Origin of the sequence: Spirillospora sp. NPDC047418, from assembly GCF_040643275.1 — a bacterium.
Taxonomy (GTDB): domain Bacteria; phylum Actinomycetota; class Actinomycetes; order Streptosporangiales; family Streptosporangiaceae; genus Spirillospora.
On sequence record NZ_JBEYTW010000032.1, the window covers coordinates 18,855 to 35,092 of the forward strand.

The following is a 16,238-nucleotide window of genomic DNA, read 5'->3' on the forward strand; positions in this document are numbered from 1 at the left end:
GGAAACCTCCGGGAGGTCATCGCGCGGTGCCCCGCTCGCCGAGGCGGTCGGCCAGCGCGTCACCGATCAGGTTGAAACCGAGGATTCCGGCGAGCATCACCGCGCCGGGCAGGACGGAGTACCACCACACGCCCCCGGGCAGGTAGCCGGTGCCGCCGCCGGTCAGGTTGCCGAGCGTCGCCTGCGGGAGCTGGACGCCGAGGCCGAGGAAGCCCAGGCCGCCCTCGGCGAAGACGGCCAGGGCCATGGCCAGGAACGCCTGCACGACCATGGCCGGCATCACGTTGGGCAGCAGTTCGCCGAGCACGATCCGGGACCGCGGGACCCCGATGACGCGCAGCGCGGACACGTAGTCCTGCCCGGCCTCCGCCATCGTGGCCGAGCGGACGACCCGCGCGAAGTAGGGGATGAACGCGAACCCGAGGAGCAGCACGACCTTCGCGGTGATGGTGACGGGGACGGGTCCGACGTGCCCGGTGCCGGTGCCGGTGAGGCCGATCACGAACATGGCCAGGACGAACATCGGCAGCGCCTGGACGGTCTCCAGCACCCGCATGACGAGGTCGTCCAGCAGGCCGCCGCCGACATAGCCCGCGAGGACCCCGAGCGGCAGCGCGATGAGCAGGCCGAGTGCCACCGCCGACAGGCTGACCAGCAGCGATACCCGCGTTCCGGCCGCCGTGCGGGCCAGCAGGTCGCGTCCGAGCTGGTCGGTGCCGAACAGGTGCTCCAGGCTCGGGCCCGCGAGCACGGTGGCGCTGCCGGCGTTCGGATCGGGCGTCAGCAGCGGCCCGAGGACGGCCAGCAGGCAGAACAGCCCGGCGCAGCCGCCGCCGAACCAGGTCAGCGCGTCGCCCCGGCGGCTCCACCGCCCGGCTTCGCTCATGGCGTCTCCGTCCCGGAGAGGACGCTCTCCTTGATGCGGGGATCGATGACCATCTGGGCGAGGTCCACGAGCAGGTTGCTGAACAGGTAGAGGACCGCGACGGCCAGGCAGCATCCGGCCGCGACCGGGTAGTCCTGGCGGCGGAAGGAGTCGACCATCAGCTGGCCGAGGCCCGGGATGCCGAACACGTTCTCGATGAGGATGGCGCCGCTGAGGAGCATCCCCAGCATCAGCCCCATGACGGTGACCGCCGGGACGGCGGCGTTGCGCAGGGCCACCTTGCGGACGACGAGCCGGCGGCGCATGCCCATCGAGGTCGCGAACGCCACGTAGTCGCGGTCCAGCACCTCCAGCAGCGAACTCCGCAGCGTCCGCGCGACCACGGCGAAGGCCGGCAGGCCGAGGACGAAGGACGGCAGCACCATCGAGGCGAGGTGCCGCCCCAGCCCCTGGGACGGCGGCACATAGGCCACCGGGAAGACCCCGGTGAGGTAGACGCCGAAGACCAGGACGCAGGCCAGCCCCAGCCAGAAGCTCGGCACCGAGAGCGCCACGACGCTGAACACGCGGAGGAACCCGTCGAAGAACGAACCGCGGCGCAGGGCCGCCAGGCATCCGGCGGCGACGCCGACGGCCATCCAGACCCCGCCCGACAGCACCGCCAGCTCCAGCGAGACGGGGACGCGCTGGGCGAGGGACGTCCAGACCGGCTGCCCGGAGAACACCGACTGCCCGAGGTCCCCGCTGAACATGCGCGCGATGTAGCGGACGTACTGCTCGGGGATCGAGGCGTTGAGGCCGAGCCGCTCGGCCACCGCCGCGCGGCCCTCCTCGCTGTAGCTGTAGCCGAGCAGGGTGTAGAGGGGGCTGCCGGGCGAGAGCCGGAGCAGGAAGAACACCAGCGAGACGACCACGAATACGGTGGCGAGGAGGGAGAGGATCCGCCGGAGCACGTAGCGGGCCAAGAGAGATCACCCCTTCCGGTGGAATTCCGGAATCAGGTTCCCGATAGTGGAATCAGGGCGCGATGGTCCGATGCTAGGAGCCGCCGCGCCGGACCGTCGTCATCCGAACGATGGATTGCCCGGCAGGGCGTCAGCCTGCGGATTCGGCCGGATGGAGTTTCTTGAAGGCGGTCCAGCTGGTCTCGCTCGACGGCGACCACTCCGTCGGGGCGTGCCGGAACTCGGGCCGGCGCCGCTCGACGAACCGCCGGACCCGGCCGGGCACCTCGTCCCAGCCGGCGACCTTCGCGCCGCGGCAGTGGTACACCATCGCACCGGGCCGGTCGGCCATCCGCATCCACGGAAGCCAGGGCGCGACCCGTACCCACGACAGCGTGCACGGCACGCTGTCGAGCGCGGGGTCGGCCAGGTCGGCGGCGCGGGTGAAGAACTGGAACAGCTCCATCGCCCGGTAGACGTCGTCCCCGGAGTTCGCCGGATAGTCGGCGACCGGCAGGGGGGACGGGTAGGCCAGCAGCACGTCGGTGTTGAAGACGACGTCGCCGCCGATCCGCGTCCGGGGGAACCGGAACGGGCCGCGCCGCCCGTCGGCCAGCCAGCGGAAGTCGACCGGGTCGTTCCAGACGTGCTCGACGTCCACGGTCTCGCCGGTGTAGCGGTTCTCCCAGGCGTCGACGACCTCCCGGGAGGACGGGTCGAGGTAGCTCGCCGCCTCACGGCTGAGCTGCTCGTACCCGCCGTCCACGGGGATCGTCCGGGCGACGTTGACGCCCTCGAAGCCGAACAGGTGGTGCGGCCCGTCCCCGGGCAGCCAGGCGTAGACGTCCCCGGTCCACCAGATGAACGCCTCGCCTCCGCCGCGGGTCGTGCGCACCCGCACCATCTCGTCCAGTGCCCGCCGGGGGTCGTGTTCGGGCGGCATGCCGGCTCCTCTCCGCCGCCTGCTCCGCAGCCGGCCTGTTTTCACGACGACATGTCGTCAAAACCCTTGACGCGTGTCGCCATCTTGATGACACTCTGTCGTGAAACATCGTTTCAATGCAAGCCTTTCACGACGCCGTCCCGATCGGCGGCGCGACGCGGACAAGGAGACCACGTTGACGGACGCACAGGCTGAGGGATTCGCCGACCAGCTGAGAAAGGCGACCTGGACCGACCACGAGGCGGCCGAGTACACCAACTACATGCAGGCGCTCCTCGGCGGCCAGATCTCCAAGGACGGCTACGCCGAGATGGTCGCCCAGCACTACTTCGCCTACGTCGCTCTTGAGGAGGCGGGGCACGCGCTCGCCGGCGACCCGGTCGCCGGCCGGTTCGTGTTCCCCGAACTGGAGCGGGTCGAGGCGCTCGAACACGACCTCGAGGTGCTCTACGGCGACGGCTGGAAGGACGCCGTCGAGCCGTCCAAGCCCACGCTCACCTACGTGGCGCGGATCAACCAGATCGCGGACTGGCCTGGCGGATTCATCGCGCACCACTACACCCGCTACCTCGGCGACATGTCCGGCGGGCAGGTGATCCGCAAGTCCGCGGAGCGCGCCTACGGGTTCGGCGGCGACGACGGCGTGGGGTTCTACAACTTCCCGGAGATCCCCGACTACAAGGCGTTCAAGGTCGAGTACCGCGACAGGCTGAACGCCCTCGGCCTGGACGAGGTGCAGCGCAAGCGGGTCATCGGCGAGACGCTGCTGGCCTACCAGCTCAACACCGAGGTGCTGGCCGACCTCGGCAAGCGGATGTCCGAGTTCCAGGTCGCCTGACCGGCCGCCATGGGATTCCCGCTGCACACCCGGCCGCTCGGCACCGCGCGCCTGCTGGCCGCGCCGCCGAGCGGCCCGTCCGCCCCTGGAACCGGCTTCCGCCCGTCCGGCACCGGTCCGTCCGGGACCGAGATCATCGAGATCGCGGGGGCGGCCGGGATACGCGGGCGGGGCGGGGCCGGGTTCCCGCTCGCCGTCAAGCTGCGCGCGGTGGCCGACGCCGCGGCGCCGCGGCGGTACGCGGTCGCGAACGCCGCCGAGGGCGAGCCCGGGTCGGTGAAGGACAGGTTCCTCATCCGCGAGCGGCCCGAACTGGTCGTCGAGGGCCTGGCCCTGGCCGCCCGCGCGGCCGGCGCGGAGCGGTCGTTCCTCTACGCCTGCGACCGGCCCGGCGCCGACGCGCTGGAGAAGGCGGCGGGCGCGTTCGCGGACATGGAGGTCGTCCGGGTGGAGCCCGCCTACGTGGCCGGGGAGGAGACCGCCGTCGTCCGCGCCATCGGCGGCGGCCCCGCGCTGCCCGCCGTCAAACCGCCGCGCCCCTGGCAGGAGGGTGTGCACGGTGCGCCGACGCTCGTCGCCAACGCCGAGACGCTGGCGCAGCTGGCCCTGGCCGTGCGGCTCGGGCCGCGCGCGTACCGGTCGGCCGGCACCGGCGATTCGCCCGGTACCTTCCTCGCGACCGTGTCGGGTGGCGGGCGGCCGCCCGTCCTGTACGAGGTTCCGTACGGCGTTCCGCTGCGCGAGCTGGGACGCGTTCACCTCGGGGACGCGGCGGCGGTGACCGGCGTCCTGGCCGGCGGGCTCGCGGGCGGGCTGCTTCCGGGCGGCCTGCTCGGCCTGTCGCTGACGCACGCGGCCTTCACCGCGGCCGGCAGCACGCTCGGGTGCGGGGCCTTCGTGCTGCTGACGGACGAGTGCCCGGTCGAGGCCGCGGCGGGCGCGGCGGCCTTCCTCGACCGGGAGAACGCCCGGCAGTGCGGCCCGTGCGTACGCGGCACGCAGGCGGTCGCCGCCCTGCTCGCGGCGCTCATGTCGGGCACCGCCGGACCCGACGGCGCCGCCCGCCTGGAGCGGATGGCCGGCGGCCTCGTCCGGCGCGGCAACTGCGCCACCCCGGACGCGGTGAGCGTGCTGGTCGGTTCGCTGTTCCGGCATCACCGCTCCCTGGTCGACGGGCACGCCGCCCGCGGCTGCGCCCGGTGCGCCGGGGCCCGGCCCTTCGATATCCGGATCCAGTTGGGAGATTGAGCATGAAGAAGGTCGTCATCGACGCCTCGGCCTGCGATGGCCAGGGGTACTGCAAGCGCTTCGCACCCGAGGTCTTCGACCTGGACGAGTGGGGCTACGGCAAGGTGGTCAAGGAGGAGATCCCCGACGAGCTGGTGCCCAACGCCGAGGCGGCGGTCGAGGCGTGCCCGATGCAGGCGATCAAGCTGTTCTGACCGGGCAGGACGCGCCGCCCCCGCCGGAGCCTCCGGCGGGGGCGGTCCCGTTCTCCGGGCGGGCGCTCAGGACAGGCCCGCCTCGGCCCCGAGCTCCGTGGTGATCGCCGTGTTGGCCTCGAACGCGCGGTTGCCCTCGGCGACCAGTGCGGCGATGTCGTCCGGCCCGACCGGGACGGCGTTCATGCGGGCGTGGTACTCGCCGATGAAGGCGGTCCGGTCGGGGATGGCGGCGAAGTCGTAGAACCGCATGCCCTCGCCCTCGGGCAGCCCGTAGGTCGTGGTGAGCATCTTGGCGAGGGTGGCCCCGCCGTGCAGGTAGCCCGCGTAGCGGATCCAGTGGTGCGGGACGAGCCCGAGCGGCCACTCGTCCCGGACGTGGCGCAGCCGGGCCACGTAGGCGTCGGTGCCCGGCGACGACGCCAGCTCGTCCCGCCACGACCTGCCGTAGAAGTGGGCGAGGTCGCGCTCGATCGCCTCCGTGCGGTCGAGTTCGGGCAGGCGCAGCCCGCCGACGGCGGAATCGCCGCGCAGCGCCTCGGACGTCTCCTCCAGGGCCGCGTAGACGAAGTGGAAGCGCACGAGCCAGCGGCCGTAGTCCTCCTTCGGCAACGTGCCCTGGAACAGCGCGAGCATGTAGGGCGTCTGCTCGGCGGCCTGGTGGGCCGCCGTCGTCCCCCGGTACAGCAGCTTGGACAGGGGCTCGCGGTCAGCGGTGGTCTCGGCCGGCATGAGAACTCCTTTTCACGACAGAGTGACTTAAAGATAACGACATACTGTCGTGAAAACAATGCCTCGACCGGCCACTGGGGACAGCGGGGGGTCATGAGAAGATGAGGCATGCCTAAGATCTCGGCCGGGACGCTGGGAGAGCACCGTGCGCAGACGGTGGACCGCATCTTCGACGCGGTCGCCCAGCTCTCCCGCGACCGTGGCATCGACACGATCTCCATGACCCAGGTGGCGGCCGCGGCCGACGTGACCCGGACCGCGCTGTACAACTACTTCCCGGACAAGGCGGCCCTCCTGCTCGCCTTCACCGAACGGGTCACGACGTACTTCATCGAGAGCTTCGAGCGCGGGCTGCCGAAGAACGCCGGCGCCACCGCCCGCCTCCGCGCGTTCGTCCGCCTCCAACTGCGCGGGCTCCTCGCGCACCCGCACCCGAGTGCCGCGGAGGTCACGGCGGCCCTCGGCCCGGAGGCGTACGCGTCGCTGGCCTCCCATGTCGCGCCCATGCAGCGCATCCTCACCGGGATCCTCGCCGACGGGATGGAGTCCGGCGAGTTCCGGCGGGCGGACGTCGAGGCGACCGCGCGCAGCATCCTCGCCGTCGTCGGGGCCGAGCGCCTCCCGCTCATCAGCGACGCCACCACGATCCGCAAGTCGGAGCGCAACGTCACCGCCTTCGTGCTCGGAGCCGTCGCCGCGCCACCGGCCGCCGACGACTGAGGCCGGCCGCCGGCCACCGGGGGCCGGGGACTGAGGCCGTCCGCCGGCCGCCGGGGACTGAGACGGTGCGGTGCGCCGGGCGGGCCGCCGCTCCCCCGGTGCGCGCCGCACCGTCCGTTCGTCCCCTACCGGGCGTTCACGAGTCGTGCCTGCGGCGCGGGACGATGAGCAGCGCGGCGCCCCCGGCCATCACCAGGGCCGAGGCGACGAGCGCGTAGGTGGGAAGGCCGTCCGGGCTGCCGGTGTGGGGAAGCTGCCCGCCGGGCTTGCCGCCGTCGGGCTTACCCCCGCCGCCGCCATTGTTTCCACCGCCGTCCCCTCCGTTGCCGCCGTTTCCGCCGTCCCCGCCGTTCCCGCCGCTCTTGGCGAAGGTCAGCGGGACCTTGGCGAGCACGTGCGTCGGGTCCAGGAGGCTGGTGGCGGCGATGACGCAGGCGCCGGGCTCGGCGGTGCAGTCCACGTCGCCGATCTTGTTGACCAGGACGATCGACTTCGGCCCTCCGCTGCCGGGGGTCCACGTTCCCTTCGCGTCGGTCTTGCCGCCGACCAGGGCCTTGTCGTTCACGCAGGCCCCCTGCGCCAGCTTGGGCTTGCACTGGCCGATGACGATGGCCTGCAAGTTCGGGTCGAGCCCGGTGAACGACTCGACGGTGACGGAGTCGCCGGCCTTGACGCCGGTGGTCTTACTGAGCTTGAGCGTCGGTGCCGCGAGCGCGCTGGGCCCCAGGCCGAGCACGCTCGCGGCGCCGATCGCGGACACCACGCCGAGGCGCCGGTACAACGAGCGCATCATTCCTCCTGCTTGTCGTCGGAAGGGTTCGCGGCCGGTTCGCGGCCGGTTCCGTCATGGGCCCGCCCGGACGCCGGCGGGCGGACGGCGCGCAGCGACTCGGCGATCGACGCCGGGCGCGGGGCCGTGAACTCCGCCGTGATCCGGCCGTCCCCGAGCACGCACGCCCGGGTGCCGGCCGCGAGCGCGACGGGAATCACCGGTTCGGCGATGACCGCTGCGGCGCCCGCCCCGAGCAGCCGCCGCACGAGGACCGGCAGCGCGTCCAGATGAGGCCCGGCCAGGCCCGGGGTGAGCCCGTCGATCAGCAGCAGTTCGGGCCGGGACAGCAGGGCTTCGGCCAGCCCGAGCAGCCGGTGCTCGCCGTCGGTCAGCGCCCCCAGCGGTGACCGGGCCCTGGCCCGCAGCATCGGGAAGACGTCCAGGACGGCCGCGGCGGAGCGCGGGTCGCCGCCCCGCAGCCGCGCGCGTCCGGCCAGGTGCTCTTCGACCGTCCGGGTGCCGGCACGTGCCGGGGCCGGTCCGATGGAGTGGCCGACGCCGATCCCCCGCGGCTGCTCGGCGCCGTGCAGCAGGATCGCGCCGCCCGACAGCGGTACCCGGCCGGCGAGGACCGCCACGACCGTCCGCGCGCCGGGTCCGAAGAGGGCGACCGCCTCGCCCCGCCGCACCCGGAGGCCGACGCCGCGCAGCCCGCCGGACTCGGGCGCGGTGGCCAGGTCGCGCGCCTCCAGCAGCGGCGCCCCGTTTCCGTCCGCCGCTTCGGGGCGGGTCCGGGACCGGGGACGCGCGCCCATCACCGCTGCTCCCGGAGGTACCGGTCGAGCGCCTGGAGATCGACCGGGGGCTCGCCGCGGCCGCGCAGGTAGGAGACGAGCTCGGCGCGGTCGACGCGGTCCGGGTCGCCGCGCCCGAGGCCGGCCGCCCGGTCGAGATGGGCCAGCACCTCCCCGACCTCGACGGCCGGGCGGGAGCGCGGGGCCATCCGGTGGTGCGCCGGCGCGGACGCGCCGGCGGAGGCGATGGCCCCGCGCGTTCGTGACGCCGCCCTCCGCGCCGCCCGGCGGCGGAGGGCACGGCGGACGCCGAGGAGCAGGAGCAGCGCGGCGAGGACGTTCACGCCGATCAGGCCCCACGGACAGGTGGTGAACGAGGTCTTGAACGGGACGGAGCCGGCGTACCGGCCGCCCACGACGAACGTCCCGAACGAGGCGGGCGGGAGCTTTACCGCGATCCGGTACGTCGCGGTCTCTCCGGGCTTCACGACTCCGCTCGGCGGCGCGTCGAGCGGGTTGTCGGGGTCCGTGCCCGCGCCCCAGCCGACGACCAGCGGGGCGTCCGCGACGGGGTCGGCGCCGCTGTTGCGCAGCCGCACGACCAGGGTCCGGCGGGGGCCGCCGCCGAAGAGCTCGCCCCATCCGCCGCCACCGACGAGTTCGAGCCCGACGACGTCGGCCCGGACGGGGACGATCTCCGGCAGGATCGGGCCGACCGGGTGCCCCGGCACGGCGAGCGGGACGGCCGCGTGCCGGACGGGCCCGCCGCCCGAACCCGGCAGCGTCACCGCTCGGAGCACGCACGGGCAGTCGGTGGGCGGCGCGCCGACGGTGAGCCCGGCCTCGAAGGTGCCGGCGGGCGCGGTCCGCGCCGTGACCCCGCCTCGCGTGTCGCAGTCGGCGGAGCCGTGGACGGCCCGCTGCCCGCAGATCTGGACCTGCACGATCGCGCCGGGCGTCCACGCGCTGCCGCGGACGCGCACCGCGGTGCCGACCGCGGCCTGCTCAGGCTGCACGCTGAGCCCGGGCCCACCGGCGCCAGGCTGACCGACAACAGCGGCACCGCTCACCGGCGAAAACGCGACAAGAGCGGCCACGAACACCACACCGACCACGAACACAGAGGCAGCCGCGAACAGAGGAGCGCCCGCGAACCCGCGACGACGGCTTGGGCGGCCAAAGCTCAGGCGATGGCTCGGGCGGCTGAAGCTCGGGAAGCTGAGGCTCGGGAAGCTGAGGCTCGGGCGATGGCTTGGACGGTGGCTTGGGGGGGTCATGGGTGGGCTCCGTCGTCGAAGTACGACGGGTCTACGAGGTCTTCGGGTGGGCGGGCGAGGGCGTGGCGGCCCCCGTCCAGTCCCGCACGCAAGCGCCAGCGACGCACCAGCCGGGGGAGCACGAGCCAGCCGAACAGTGCGGCGGTGGCCAAGGCGGCCAGCGCTGACCACGGCACCTCGACGTACTGGCTCTGCGCGCGGGCCCTGATGCCGTCCCCGGCGGTCAGTTCGACCCGTACGGTGACCGCTTCCAGCGGCGGCGGATCGTCCCAGGGGACGGTGAGTTCCGTCCTCTGGCCGGGCAGGATCTCCGGGACGCGCTGGAGCGGCCACTCCTTGATGGTGCGGCCGAAGAGCCCGGTGGCCCACACCCGGGCGGTCGGGCTCAGCCGCTGGTTTCCCGTGTTGACGACCTCGTACCGCACCGTCCCGCGCCCCTTCCCGAGGTAGGGCAGGAGCGGCTGGCTGCGCCGCACCGCCGGCGCGGCCGGTTTCAGGCCCGGGGTCAGCGGCCCGTCGACACGCAGGTAGATCCGCGCGGCGACCGCGCGCCGCAGCCCGATGGCGGCACCGCCCGACCGCTGGACGCCCTCGACGGCGGTGTTGAGCGCGACGATCCCGCCGATGTGCTCGCCGGGTGTCGCGTTGGCGGGGATCGTGATGCTGAACGGAACATCGCGCGCTCCGCGCGCGGGAACCTTCAGCCGGCCGGCCCGTAGGTCGAGCCAGGCTCCGACGTCTTTCTGGTCTTCGGCGGCGGACCGCAGGGCGAAACCCGCGTCGCGCGGGGTGTTGTAGGCGTCCGCGCCGTAGAGCTGGAAGGTGAGCGGCTCGCCGGTCAGGTTCGTGATGCGCACCGCGTCCTTGATCGTCCTGCCTGCGGGGGCGTCCATCGCGAAGTAGGGCCGGGGGGCGAGTTCGTCGCCGTGGCCGACCGGGCCCACGGACCAGGAGCCGTTGCCGGTCGCCGGCGCCGGTTCACGCGCTTCGGCCGGCGGCACGGCGGCGGTGAGCGCGCAGGCTGTGAGGGTGTAGACCGTCGCCACCCTCGCTACCGCGGCGGGTGAGGGCCATGGGCCGTGGGTCACGGTTACCTCGGTTCTTGCCGGAGCGGGGTGTGCCGGAGCCGGCCGGGCCGCGTCGCGGCCCGGCCGGGGATCGGACCGGTCAGGACAGGACGATGGTGAGGACGGCCTGGTACTGGCCCGCCCCGGTCACCGCGGGGACGTCGAGCGTCAGCCCGGCACCCGCGTCGTAGGCACCGCCGACGATCGCGCCGCCGTCGCCGCTCGCGCCGCTGCACAGCGTCGCCGCCGTGGTGGTGCTCAGCGGTCCCGGGCTGCCCGTCGTGACGGGGGTCGCGCCGGCGCCCGCCGTGCAGGCGGGTGCCCAGGACAGGTTCCCGGCCGGGATCTTCGGGCCCCCGGCGGAAGTGAAGTCCGTCATGGTGCCCGTCAGCGACCAGCCCGTGCTGCCGCCGCGGGCGTCGATGACCTGGACCTGCTTGATGTCGCCGGTCGCGGTCTTCGGCGTGCCGTCCAGGGTGATCTTGCTCAGGTCGACCGCGCCGGGCTGCTGCGCCATCGTCAGTTTCCCGGCGGCCACCCTGAGGTTGATCTTCTGCTCGCCGCACTGCCCGGCGGGCTTGTCGGCGCATGCGCCGGTGGGCGGCGGCACCTTCTCGGTGACGGTCAGCCCGACGGTCTTCGCCAGCGCGCCTTGGGTCGCCTTGATGGTGCGTGCTCCGGGGGCGGCGTCCTCGGCGACCGTGGCGGTCCCGGTCAGCGTTCCGTAGCCGTCCGCCGAGGCCGACACGCCGGTCAGCCCGGTGGCCGAGCAGGCGGCGCCGTTCTCATCGCACAGCGCCAGGTCCACCGGACCGCTCTCCCAGCGCGCGCCGCCGACCGTGATGCCACCGCCCTGGTGGACGGTCGCCGGCCCCACGGTCAGGGACGGCCCCGCGTTGCCGGCCCTGACCGTGGCGAGAGTGGGCGGGTCGGCGGGCGCCTGGCATTCGATCGCGGCCTCGACCCCGGAGGCGTCCATGTCCATTTTGACCGTCTTAGGGACGATCGAGATGTCTCCCGGGGCGGAGGCGTTGAACTTACCGGTGAGCTTGTTGATCGGTATCGGGGTGTTCTTCGGGATGTTGCCCGTCTGCTTCGGGGTACTGAAGGCGAACTCGCCGGACACCGCGCCGGACAGTGCCATCGTCCCGCTCGTCGTCCAGGACAGCACCGGCAGGGGCGACTTGCTCGGCATGTCGCTCAGGTCGACCTCGACCGTCACGTCGTCGCCGGTGGTCGCGGTCTCCGGCGCCGTGACGGTGACGGTCGCGGGGTAGGGGAAGGCGTTGCCGAGGACCGTGCAGGTGTAGTCCACCTGCGTGGTCGCCGCGAACGCCGCCTGCCCCGCGAGCGCGGGGACCAGTGACGCGCCCGCGATCGCGGCGGCCGCCGCGATCGCCTTGAGCCTGGGGGGACCTGTCATCAGGAGTGCCGCTCCTTCATGTCGGGCGTCCCGCCGCCGGGACGGGACGCGCGGGCAGCCGGCGCCGCACCACCAGCCCGCCTGCCGGGCCAGCGCCCTCGCTTGTTCCACATGCAGGAACATAGTTCCGCAAGTGCCCACAGCGAACTCTGTGGCACGGTCGATGTCAAGACCGTCCAGGACATCGTTTCGATAATCGGATCAGCGTTTCGAAACCATGGATACGGGTGCCGGGCAGGCCGACATTGCTGCACGGTTCGGCAGAGCCGGTGCTCACCGCCGGTCCGCCGCCGGCCCGCAGCGGCCGTCCGGACGGCCGTTTCCGGTCCGCACCGGCGGCCGAAATCGGTCACCGCACCACGTGACGGCGCCGGTTCACTCGCGGCATCGGTTCAACCGCGGCATCGGTTCAACCGCGGCGCCGGTTCAACCGCGGGCGGCGCTAGTCTCCGCCGCGGAGGTGGCGGGCGAGGTAGCGCCCGGTGATGGACGCGGGGTCGCGGGCGACCTGGCCCGGGGTCCCGGTGGCGATGATCCTGCCGCCGTCCTCGCCGCCGCCGGGGCCCAGGTCGATCATGTAGTCGGCGTTGGCGATCAGGTCGAGGTCGTGCTCGATCACGATGACGGTGGCGCCGCGGTCGGACAGCCGTTGCAGGACGGTCAGGAGGGTGCGCACGTCCAGCGGGTGCAGGCCCACGCTCGGTTCGTCGAGCACGAAGACGGCGTCGGTCTGGTCCCGGTGCATCTGGCTCACCAGCTTCAGGCGCTGCGCCTCGCCACCGGACAGGGCCGGGGTCGCCTCACCGAGGGTGAGGTATCCCAGCCCCAGTTCGTCCAGGGCCGCCAGGCGCTTGTGTACCCGCCGCAGGTCGGTGGTGGCGGTGAGGGCCTCGCGGATCGTGCACTGGAGCAGGCCGGGCAGGGTGATGCCGTTGCGCCGGTAGGCGTCCGCGCGGGGTGCGAAGCGGCTTCCGCCGCACTCGGGACAGATGATGTCCACGTCGGGGAGGAACTGGACGTCCAGGGAGACCTCGCCGGTGCCCTCGCATCGGGGGCAGGCCAGCGAGCCGGTGTTGTAGGAGAAGTCGGAGGCCGTCAACCCGTCGCGGTGGGCCTCCGTCGTCGCGGCGTACGCCTTGCGCAGGTCGTCCATGACGCCGGAGTAGGTGGCCACGGTGGAGCGGACGTTGATGCCGATGGGGGCCGCGTCGACGACCTGGACCTTGGTGCCGTCCGGTGCCCGCAGGTCGCGCACATGAGCCGGCGCCGCCACGGGCGATGACTTCGACCGTGCCTGCAGGGCCGGGACCAGGCATTCGAGTATGAGGGTGGTCTTGCCCGATCCGGAGACGCCGGTGACGGCGGTCAACCGGCCGAGCGGAATCTCGACCTCCAGGGGATGGACGGTGTGGATGGCGTCGGTCTTGAGGGCGATCGCGCCGTGCTCGAACACGGCGGCCGGCTCGGCGCAGGCGCGGACGATCACCGGCTCGTCCCCGGTGAGGAACCCGGCGAGCCGGGAGCGGGGCGCGTCCGCGAGGGCGCCGGGGCCGCTCTCGGCGATGACGGTGCCGCCATCGGTCCCGGAGCCGGGGCCGATCTCGATCAGCCAGTCCGCCTCGCGCAGGATCTGCACGTCGTGGTCGACGAAGACGACCGAGTTGCCATCGGCCAGCAGGTCGCGCATCACGCCGAGCAGGCCGTCGACGTTGGCCGGATGCAGGCCGATGGACGGCTCGTCCAGGACGTAGAGGACGCCGGTGGTGCGGTTGCGGACCGCCCGCGCGAGCTGTGCGCGCTGCCGCTCACCGGTGGACAGCGTGGACCCCGCCCGGTCCAGCGCGAGATAGCCGAGGCCGAGTTCGACCAGGCGCCGCCCCATCTCGACCAGGGTGTCGGTCAGCGACCGGGCCATGGCCCGCATGTCGGCCGGGAGGTCCGCCACCACGCCGGGCGCCCACGCCAGCACGTCGTCCAGGGTCATCGCGGTGACCTCGGCCAGGTTCCGTTCACCGATCCGGGGCGCCCGCGCGGCGGGGCTGAGGCGGCTGCCCCCGCAGTCCGGGCAGGTGCCCTCGCGCAGGAAGCGGCTGACCCTGGCCAGCCGCTTGTCGGTGTCGGCCCGCTTCAGCTCCTCGGTCACCGTCAGCCGCGCGTTCCGGAAGGTGAAGTCGAGTTCGTGGACCCCCTTCTTGCTGGTGACGGTGATGTGCTTCTTCTCTTCCGGCCCGTCCAGCACGATCTCGCGCTCGGCGTCGGTCAGCTCGCTCCAGGGCACGTCGGTGCGCACACCGAACTCGCGTGCGATGTCGGGCTGGACGTTGAAGCCGAACATCCGCCAGGGCACGACCGCACCGTCCTCCAGCGTCCTGGACGGGTCCGGGACGAGCGTCGCGTCGTCCACCGTGCGCACCACGCCGATGCCCTGGCAGCGGGGGCAGGCGCCCGTGGAGTTGAACGACAGTGACTCCGCGCCCGGCGGATCAACCCGCTCCCCGCATACCGGACACGCGAAGGGCACCTCGGCCGCCACATCGATCGTCGGCGGAACCCGGTGGCCGTTGGGGCACACGTGCGAGGCCAGCCGCGAGAACATCAGCCGCAGTACGTTCAGCAGCTCACTGGACGTGCCGAAGGTCGACCGCACACCGGGCACACCGGGCCGCTGCCGCAGCGCCAGCGCGGCGGGGACGTGCTCCACCGAGTCCACGGCCGCCCGCGGCGCCTGGGCCATCCGGCGGCGGGTGTAGGTCGACAGCGCCTCGATGTACCGGCGGGACCCCTCGGCGTACAGCACGCCCAGCGCCAGCGACGACTTCCCCGAGCCGGACACACCGGCGATCCCGACCAGCGAGCGCAGCGGGACGTCGACATCGACGTTCCGCAGATTGTGCACCCGGGCACCGCGCACCCTGAGCCGATCAGGCTGAGTAGAACTCATCGCCGCATGCTCCCTCTGCAAGGTCTCCACCTCACGACCCGGACCGAACGCTCCGTACCCCTCACCCGACCGAGTACAACCCGGCGAAGGCGCCCGATGATGCCGCGGCAGCACCGGAGATTGGGTCTTGACGGACGCTCGAAGGGTGATCAAAATCACGCGTGGGAGCGCTCCCACACCCTCTCTCGAAAGTCTGGAGTACCGGATGAGACGACGCATCGGGATCCTCGCCGCCGCCTCGGCGAGCATCGTCGCGGTCCTCGCGGCCCCCGCGCCCGCGCAGGCGCAAGGGCACGCGCAGGGGCACGGGCACGGTGATCCGCTGGCCGGGAAGGCGAGGTTCTACGTCGAGCCCGCGACCAACGCGGCGAAGCAGGCCGACCTCTGGGCGGCCGAGGGGCGCGGCGCCGACGCGGCGCGGATGCGGGCCCTGTCCAAGGTGTCGCAGGCGATCTGGTTCACCGGCGGCACCCCCGCCGAGGTGCGGGCGGCGGTGCGGCGGACGATGGCCGGCGCCGCCCGGCAGCACGCCGTCCCGGTCCTGGTGGCCTACAACGTGCCGGGCCGGGACTGCTCGCAGTACTCGGCGGGCGGCGCACCGACCGAGGCCGCCTACCGGGCCTGGATCGACGCCCTCGCCAGGGGGATCGGCGGGGGCCGGGCCGTGGTGGTCGTCGAGCCGGACGGGCTGGCGCTGCTGTCCAGCGAGCCGTGGTGCAACGAGGGCGGTGGCGGTACCACCGGAACGCCGGAGGACACCGCCCGGGTCGACGAGCGCTTCCGCGAGATCGACTACGCGATCACCGCCCTGCAGCGGCTGCCGCGCACCGGTGTCTACGTGGACTCCGGGCACTCGGACTGGCAGCCGCTCAACGACTACGACGCCGGATACGGCGAACCGCGCGCGCAACTCGGCATGGCCGGCCGCCTGCTCAAGGGCGGCATCGCCAAGGCCGACGGCTTCGCGCTGAACGTCTCGAACTACCGCAGTACCGACGAGCTGGTCTCCTACGGAACCAGGCTGTCGAAGTGCCTGTACTTCCGCCAGAAGACGGGCGCGGCCAGTTGCTCCGACACGGATCTCGCCGGTGTCCGGAACGACCCGCGCAGGCTCCCGCACTTCGTCCTCGACACCAGCCGCAACGGCCAGGGGCCGTGGACGCCGCCGGCGGATCAGTACACCGACGCCCAGGTCTGGTGCAATCCGCCGGGCCGCGGCCTGGGCTCCCGTCCCTCGACCCGTACGGGTGACCCGCTGGTGGACGCCTTCCTCTGGGTCAAGCGTCCCGGCGAGTCCGACGGCCAGTGCACCCGCGGCACCGCCGGTCCGGAGGATCCCGAGTACGGCGTGGTCGATCCGGCGGCCGGCGCCTGGTGGGGCGAGTACGCCCTGGGCCTCGCCCAGCGAGCCGTCCCTCCCCTCCACTGACCGGCCGGGCGGGGTCCGCCGGGACCGGCG

At 73.1% G+C, this 16,238-nt stretch carries 15 protein-coding genes; 5 read left to right on the plus strand and 10 right to left on the minus strand.

Features of this window, described 5'->3' with window-relative positions:
- Positions 1-16: 16 nt before the first annotated feature.
- The 3 genes from ABZ806_RS21030 to ABZ806_RS21040 all read right to left on the minus strand — a co-directional run bounded on the left by ABZ806_RS21030 (position 17) and on the right by ABZ806_RS21040 (position 2,773).
- Complete coding sequence (locus tag ABZ806_RS21030) at positions 17-886, minus strand: ABC transporter permease (protein ID WP_500219017.1); 870 nt, start codon at positions 884-886, stop codon at positions 17-19.
- On the minus strand, positions 883-1,851 hold the full coding sequence (locus tag ABZ806_RS21035) for an ABC transporter permease (protein WP_500219018.1): 969 nt from the start codon (positions 1,849-1,851) through the stop codon (positions 883-885). Before ABZ806_RS21035 ends, ABZ806_RS21030 begins: the two co-directional genes overlap by 4 nt.
- Before the next feature lie 130 nt (positions 1,852-1,981).
- Entirely contained in the window at positions 1,982-2,773 is a 792-nt protein-coding gene (locus tag ABZ806_RS21040; RefSeq protein WP_500219019.1) for a DUF1838 family protein, read from the minus strand.
- A gap of 175 nt (positions 2,774-2,948) precedes the next feature.
- On the opposite strand from ABZ806_RS21040, the gene ABZ806_RS21045 reads away from it, so the two are divergent.
- The 3 genes from ABZ806_RS21045 to ABZ806_RS21055 are packed head-to-tail and all read left to right on the plus strand — an operon-like array spanning position 2,949 to position 5,053.
- Positions 2,949-3,611 carry a biliverdin-producing heme oxygenase gene (locus ABZ806_RS21045; protein WP_500219020.1) on the plus strand — a complete coding sequence of 221 codons (663 nt, stop codon included), beginning with the start codon at positions 2,949-2,951 and terminating at the stop codon, positions 3,609-3,611.
- A gap of 9 nt (positions 3,612-3,620) precedes the next feature.
- A complete protein-coding gene (locus tag ABZ806_RS21050; RefSeq protein WP_500219021.1) occupies positions 3,621-4,859 on the plus strand; it encodes an NADH-ubiquinone oxidoreductase-F iron-sulfur binding region domain-containing protein in 1,239 nt (412 codons plus the stop codon).
- Positions 4,860-4,861: 2 nt separating this feature from the next.
- On the plus strand, positions 4,862-5,053 hold the full coding sequence (locus ABZ806_RS21055) for a ferredoxin (protein WP_500219022.1): 192 nt from the start codon (positions 4,862-4,864) through the stop codon (positions 5,051-5,053).
- Positions 5,054-5,119: 66 nt separating this feature from the next.
- On the opposite strand, the gene ABZ806_RS21060 is transcribed toward ABZ806_RS21055, so the two are convergent.
- Complete coding sequence (locus tag ABZ806_RS21060) at positions 5,120-5,785, minus strand: biliverdin-producing heme oxygenase (protein ID WP_500219023.1); 666 nt, start codon at positions 5,783-5,785, stop codon at positions 5,120-5,122.
- A 108-nt stretch (positions 5,786-5,893) separates the two neighbouring features.
- Here ABZ806_RS21060 and ABZ806_RS21065 point away from each other — a divergent pair, with 108 nt between their 5' ends.
- Entirely contained in the window at positions 5,894-6,505 is a 612-nt protein-coding gene (locus tag ABZ806_RS21065; protein WP_500219024.1) for a TetR/AcrR family transcriptional regulator, read from the plus strand.
- 136 nt (positions 6,506-6,641) lie between these two features.
- Here the strand turns inward: ABZ806_RS21065 and ABZ806_RS21070 are convergent, their stop codons facing one another.
- From ABZ806_RS21070 to ABZ806_RS21095, 6 genes are all read right to left on the minus strand, one after another.
- The gene (locus tag ABZ806_RS21070; protein WP_500219025.1) at positions 6,642-7,298 is read right to left on the minus strand and encodes a neocarzinostatin apoprotein domain-containing protein; all 657 of its coding nucleotides are present in this window, start codon (positions 7,296-7,298) and stop codon (positions 6,642-6,644) included.
- The gene (locus tag ABZ806_RS21075) at positions 7,295-8,092 is read right to left on the minus strand and encodes an ATP-binding cassette domain-containing protein (protein ID WP_500219027.1); all 798 of its coding nucleotides are present in this window, start codon (positions 8,090-8,092) and stop codon (positions 7,295-7,297) included. The genes ABZ806_RS21070 and ABZ806_RS21075 overlap by 4 nt, the downstream gene beginning before the upstream one ends.
- Positions 8,092-9,087 (minus strand): hypothetical protein, encoded by a 996-nt coding sequence (locus ABZ806_RS21080; RefSeq protein WP_500219028.1) that lies wholly within the window; start codon positions 9,085-9,087, stop codon positions 8,092-8,094. The genes ABZ806_RS21075 and ABZ806_RS21080 overlap by 1 nt, the downstream gene beginning before the upstream one ends.
- Before the next feature lie 257 nt (positions 9,088-9,344).
- Entirely contained in the window at positions 9,345-10,394 is a 1,050-nt protein-coding gene (locus ABZ806_RS21085; protein ID WP_500219029.1) for a hypothetical protein, read from the minus strand.
- A gap of 121 nt (positions 10,395-10,515) precedes the next feature.
- Complete coding sequence (locus ABZ806_RS21090) at positions 10,516-11,838, minus strand: WxL domain-containing protein (protein WP_500219030.1); 1,323 nt, start codon at positions 11,836-11,838, stop codon at positions 10,516-10,518.
- A 442-nt stretch (positions 11,839-12,280) separates the two neighbouring features.
- A complete protein-coding gene (locus tag ABZ806_RS21095; RefSeq protein WP_500219031.1) occupies positions 12,281-14,734 on the minus strand; it encodes an excinuclease ABC subunit UvrA in 2,454 nt (817 codons plus the stop codon).
- Positions 14,735-14,984: 250 nt separating this feature from the next.
- Between ABZ806_RS21095 and ABZ806_RS21100 the strand changes: the two genes are divergently transcribed.
- Complete coding sequence (locus ABZ806_RS21100; RefSeq protein WP_500219032.1) at positions 14,985-16,208, plus strand: glycoside hydrolase family 6 protein; 1,224 nt, start codon at positions 14,985-14,987, stop codon at positions 16,206-16,208.
- Positions 16,209-16,238 lie beyond the last annotated feature (30 nt).

Coding starts and splice junctions, on each gene's coding strand:
- ABZ806_RS21050 (WP_500219021.1), top strand. CDS start 3,621: ATGGGATTCCCGCTGCACACCCGGCCGCTCGGCACCGCGCGCCTGCTG.
- ABZ806_RS21070 (WP_500219025.1), bottom strand. CDS start 7,298: ATGATGCGCTCGTTGTACCGGCGCCTCGGCGTGGTGTCCGCGATCGGC.
- ABZ806_RS21065 (WP_500219024.1), top strand. CDS start 5,894: ATGCCTAAGATCTCGGCCGGGACGCTGGGAGAGCACCGTGCGCAGACG.
- ABZ806_RS21075 (WP_500219027.1), bottom strand. CDS start 8,092: ATGGGCGCGCGTCCCCGGTCCCGGACCCGCCCCGAAGCGGCGGACGGA.
- ABZ806_RS21040 (WP_500219019.1), bottom strand. CDS start 2,773: ATGCCGCCCGAACACGACCCCCGGCGGGCACTGGACGAGATGGTGCGG.
- ABZ806_RS21090 (WP_500219030.1), bottom strand. CDS start 11,838: ATGACAGGTCCCCCCAGGCTCAAGGCGATCGCGGCGGCCGCCGCGATC.
- ABZ806_RS21030 (WP_500219017.1), bottom strand. CDS start 886: ATGAGCGAAGCCGGGCGGTGGAGCCGCCGGGGCGACGCGCTGACCTGG.
- ABZ806_RS21055 (WP_500219022.1), top strand. CDS start 4,862: ATGAAGAAGGTCGTCATCGACGCCTCGGCCTGCGATGGCCAGGGGTAC.
- ABZ806_RS21100 (WP_500219032.1), top strand. CDS start 14,985: ATGAGACGACGCATCGGGATCCTCGCCGCCGCCTCGGCGAGCATCGTC.
- ABZ806_RS21060 (WP_500219023.1), bottom strand. CDS start 5,785: ATGCCGGCCGAGACCACCGCTGACCGCGAGCCCCTGTCCAAGCTGCTG.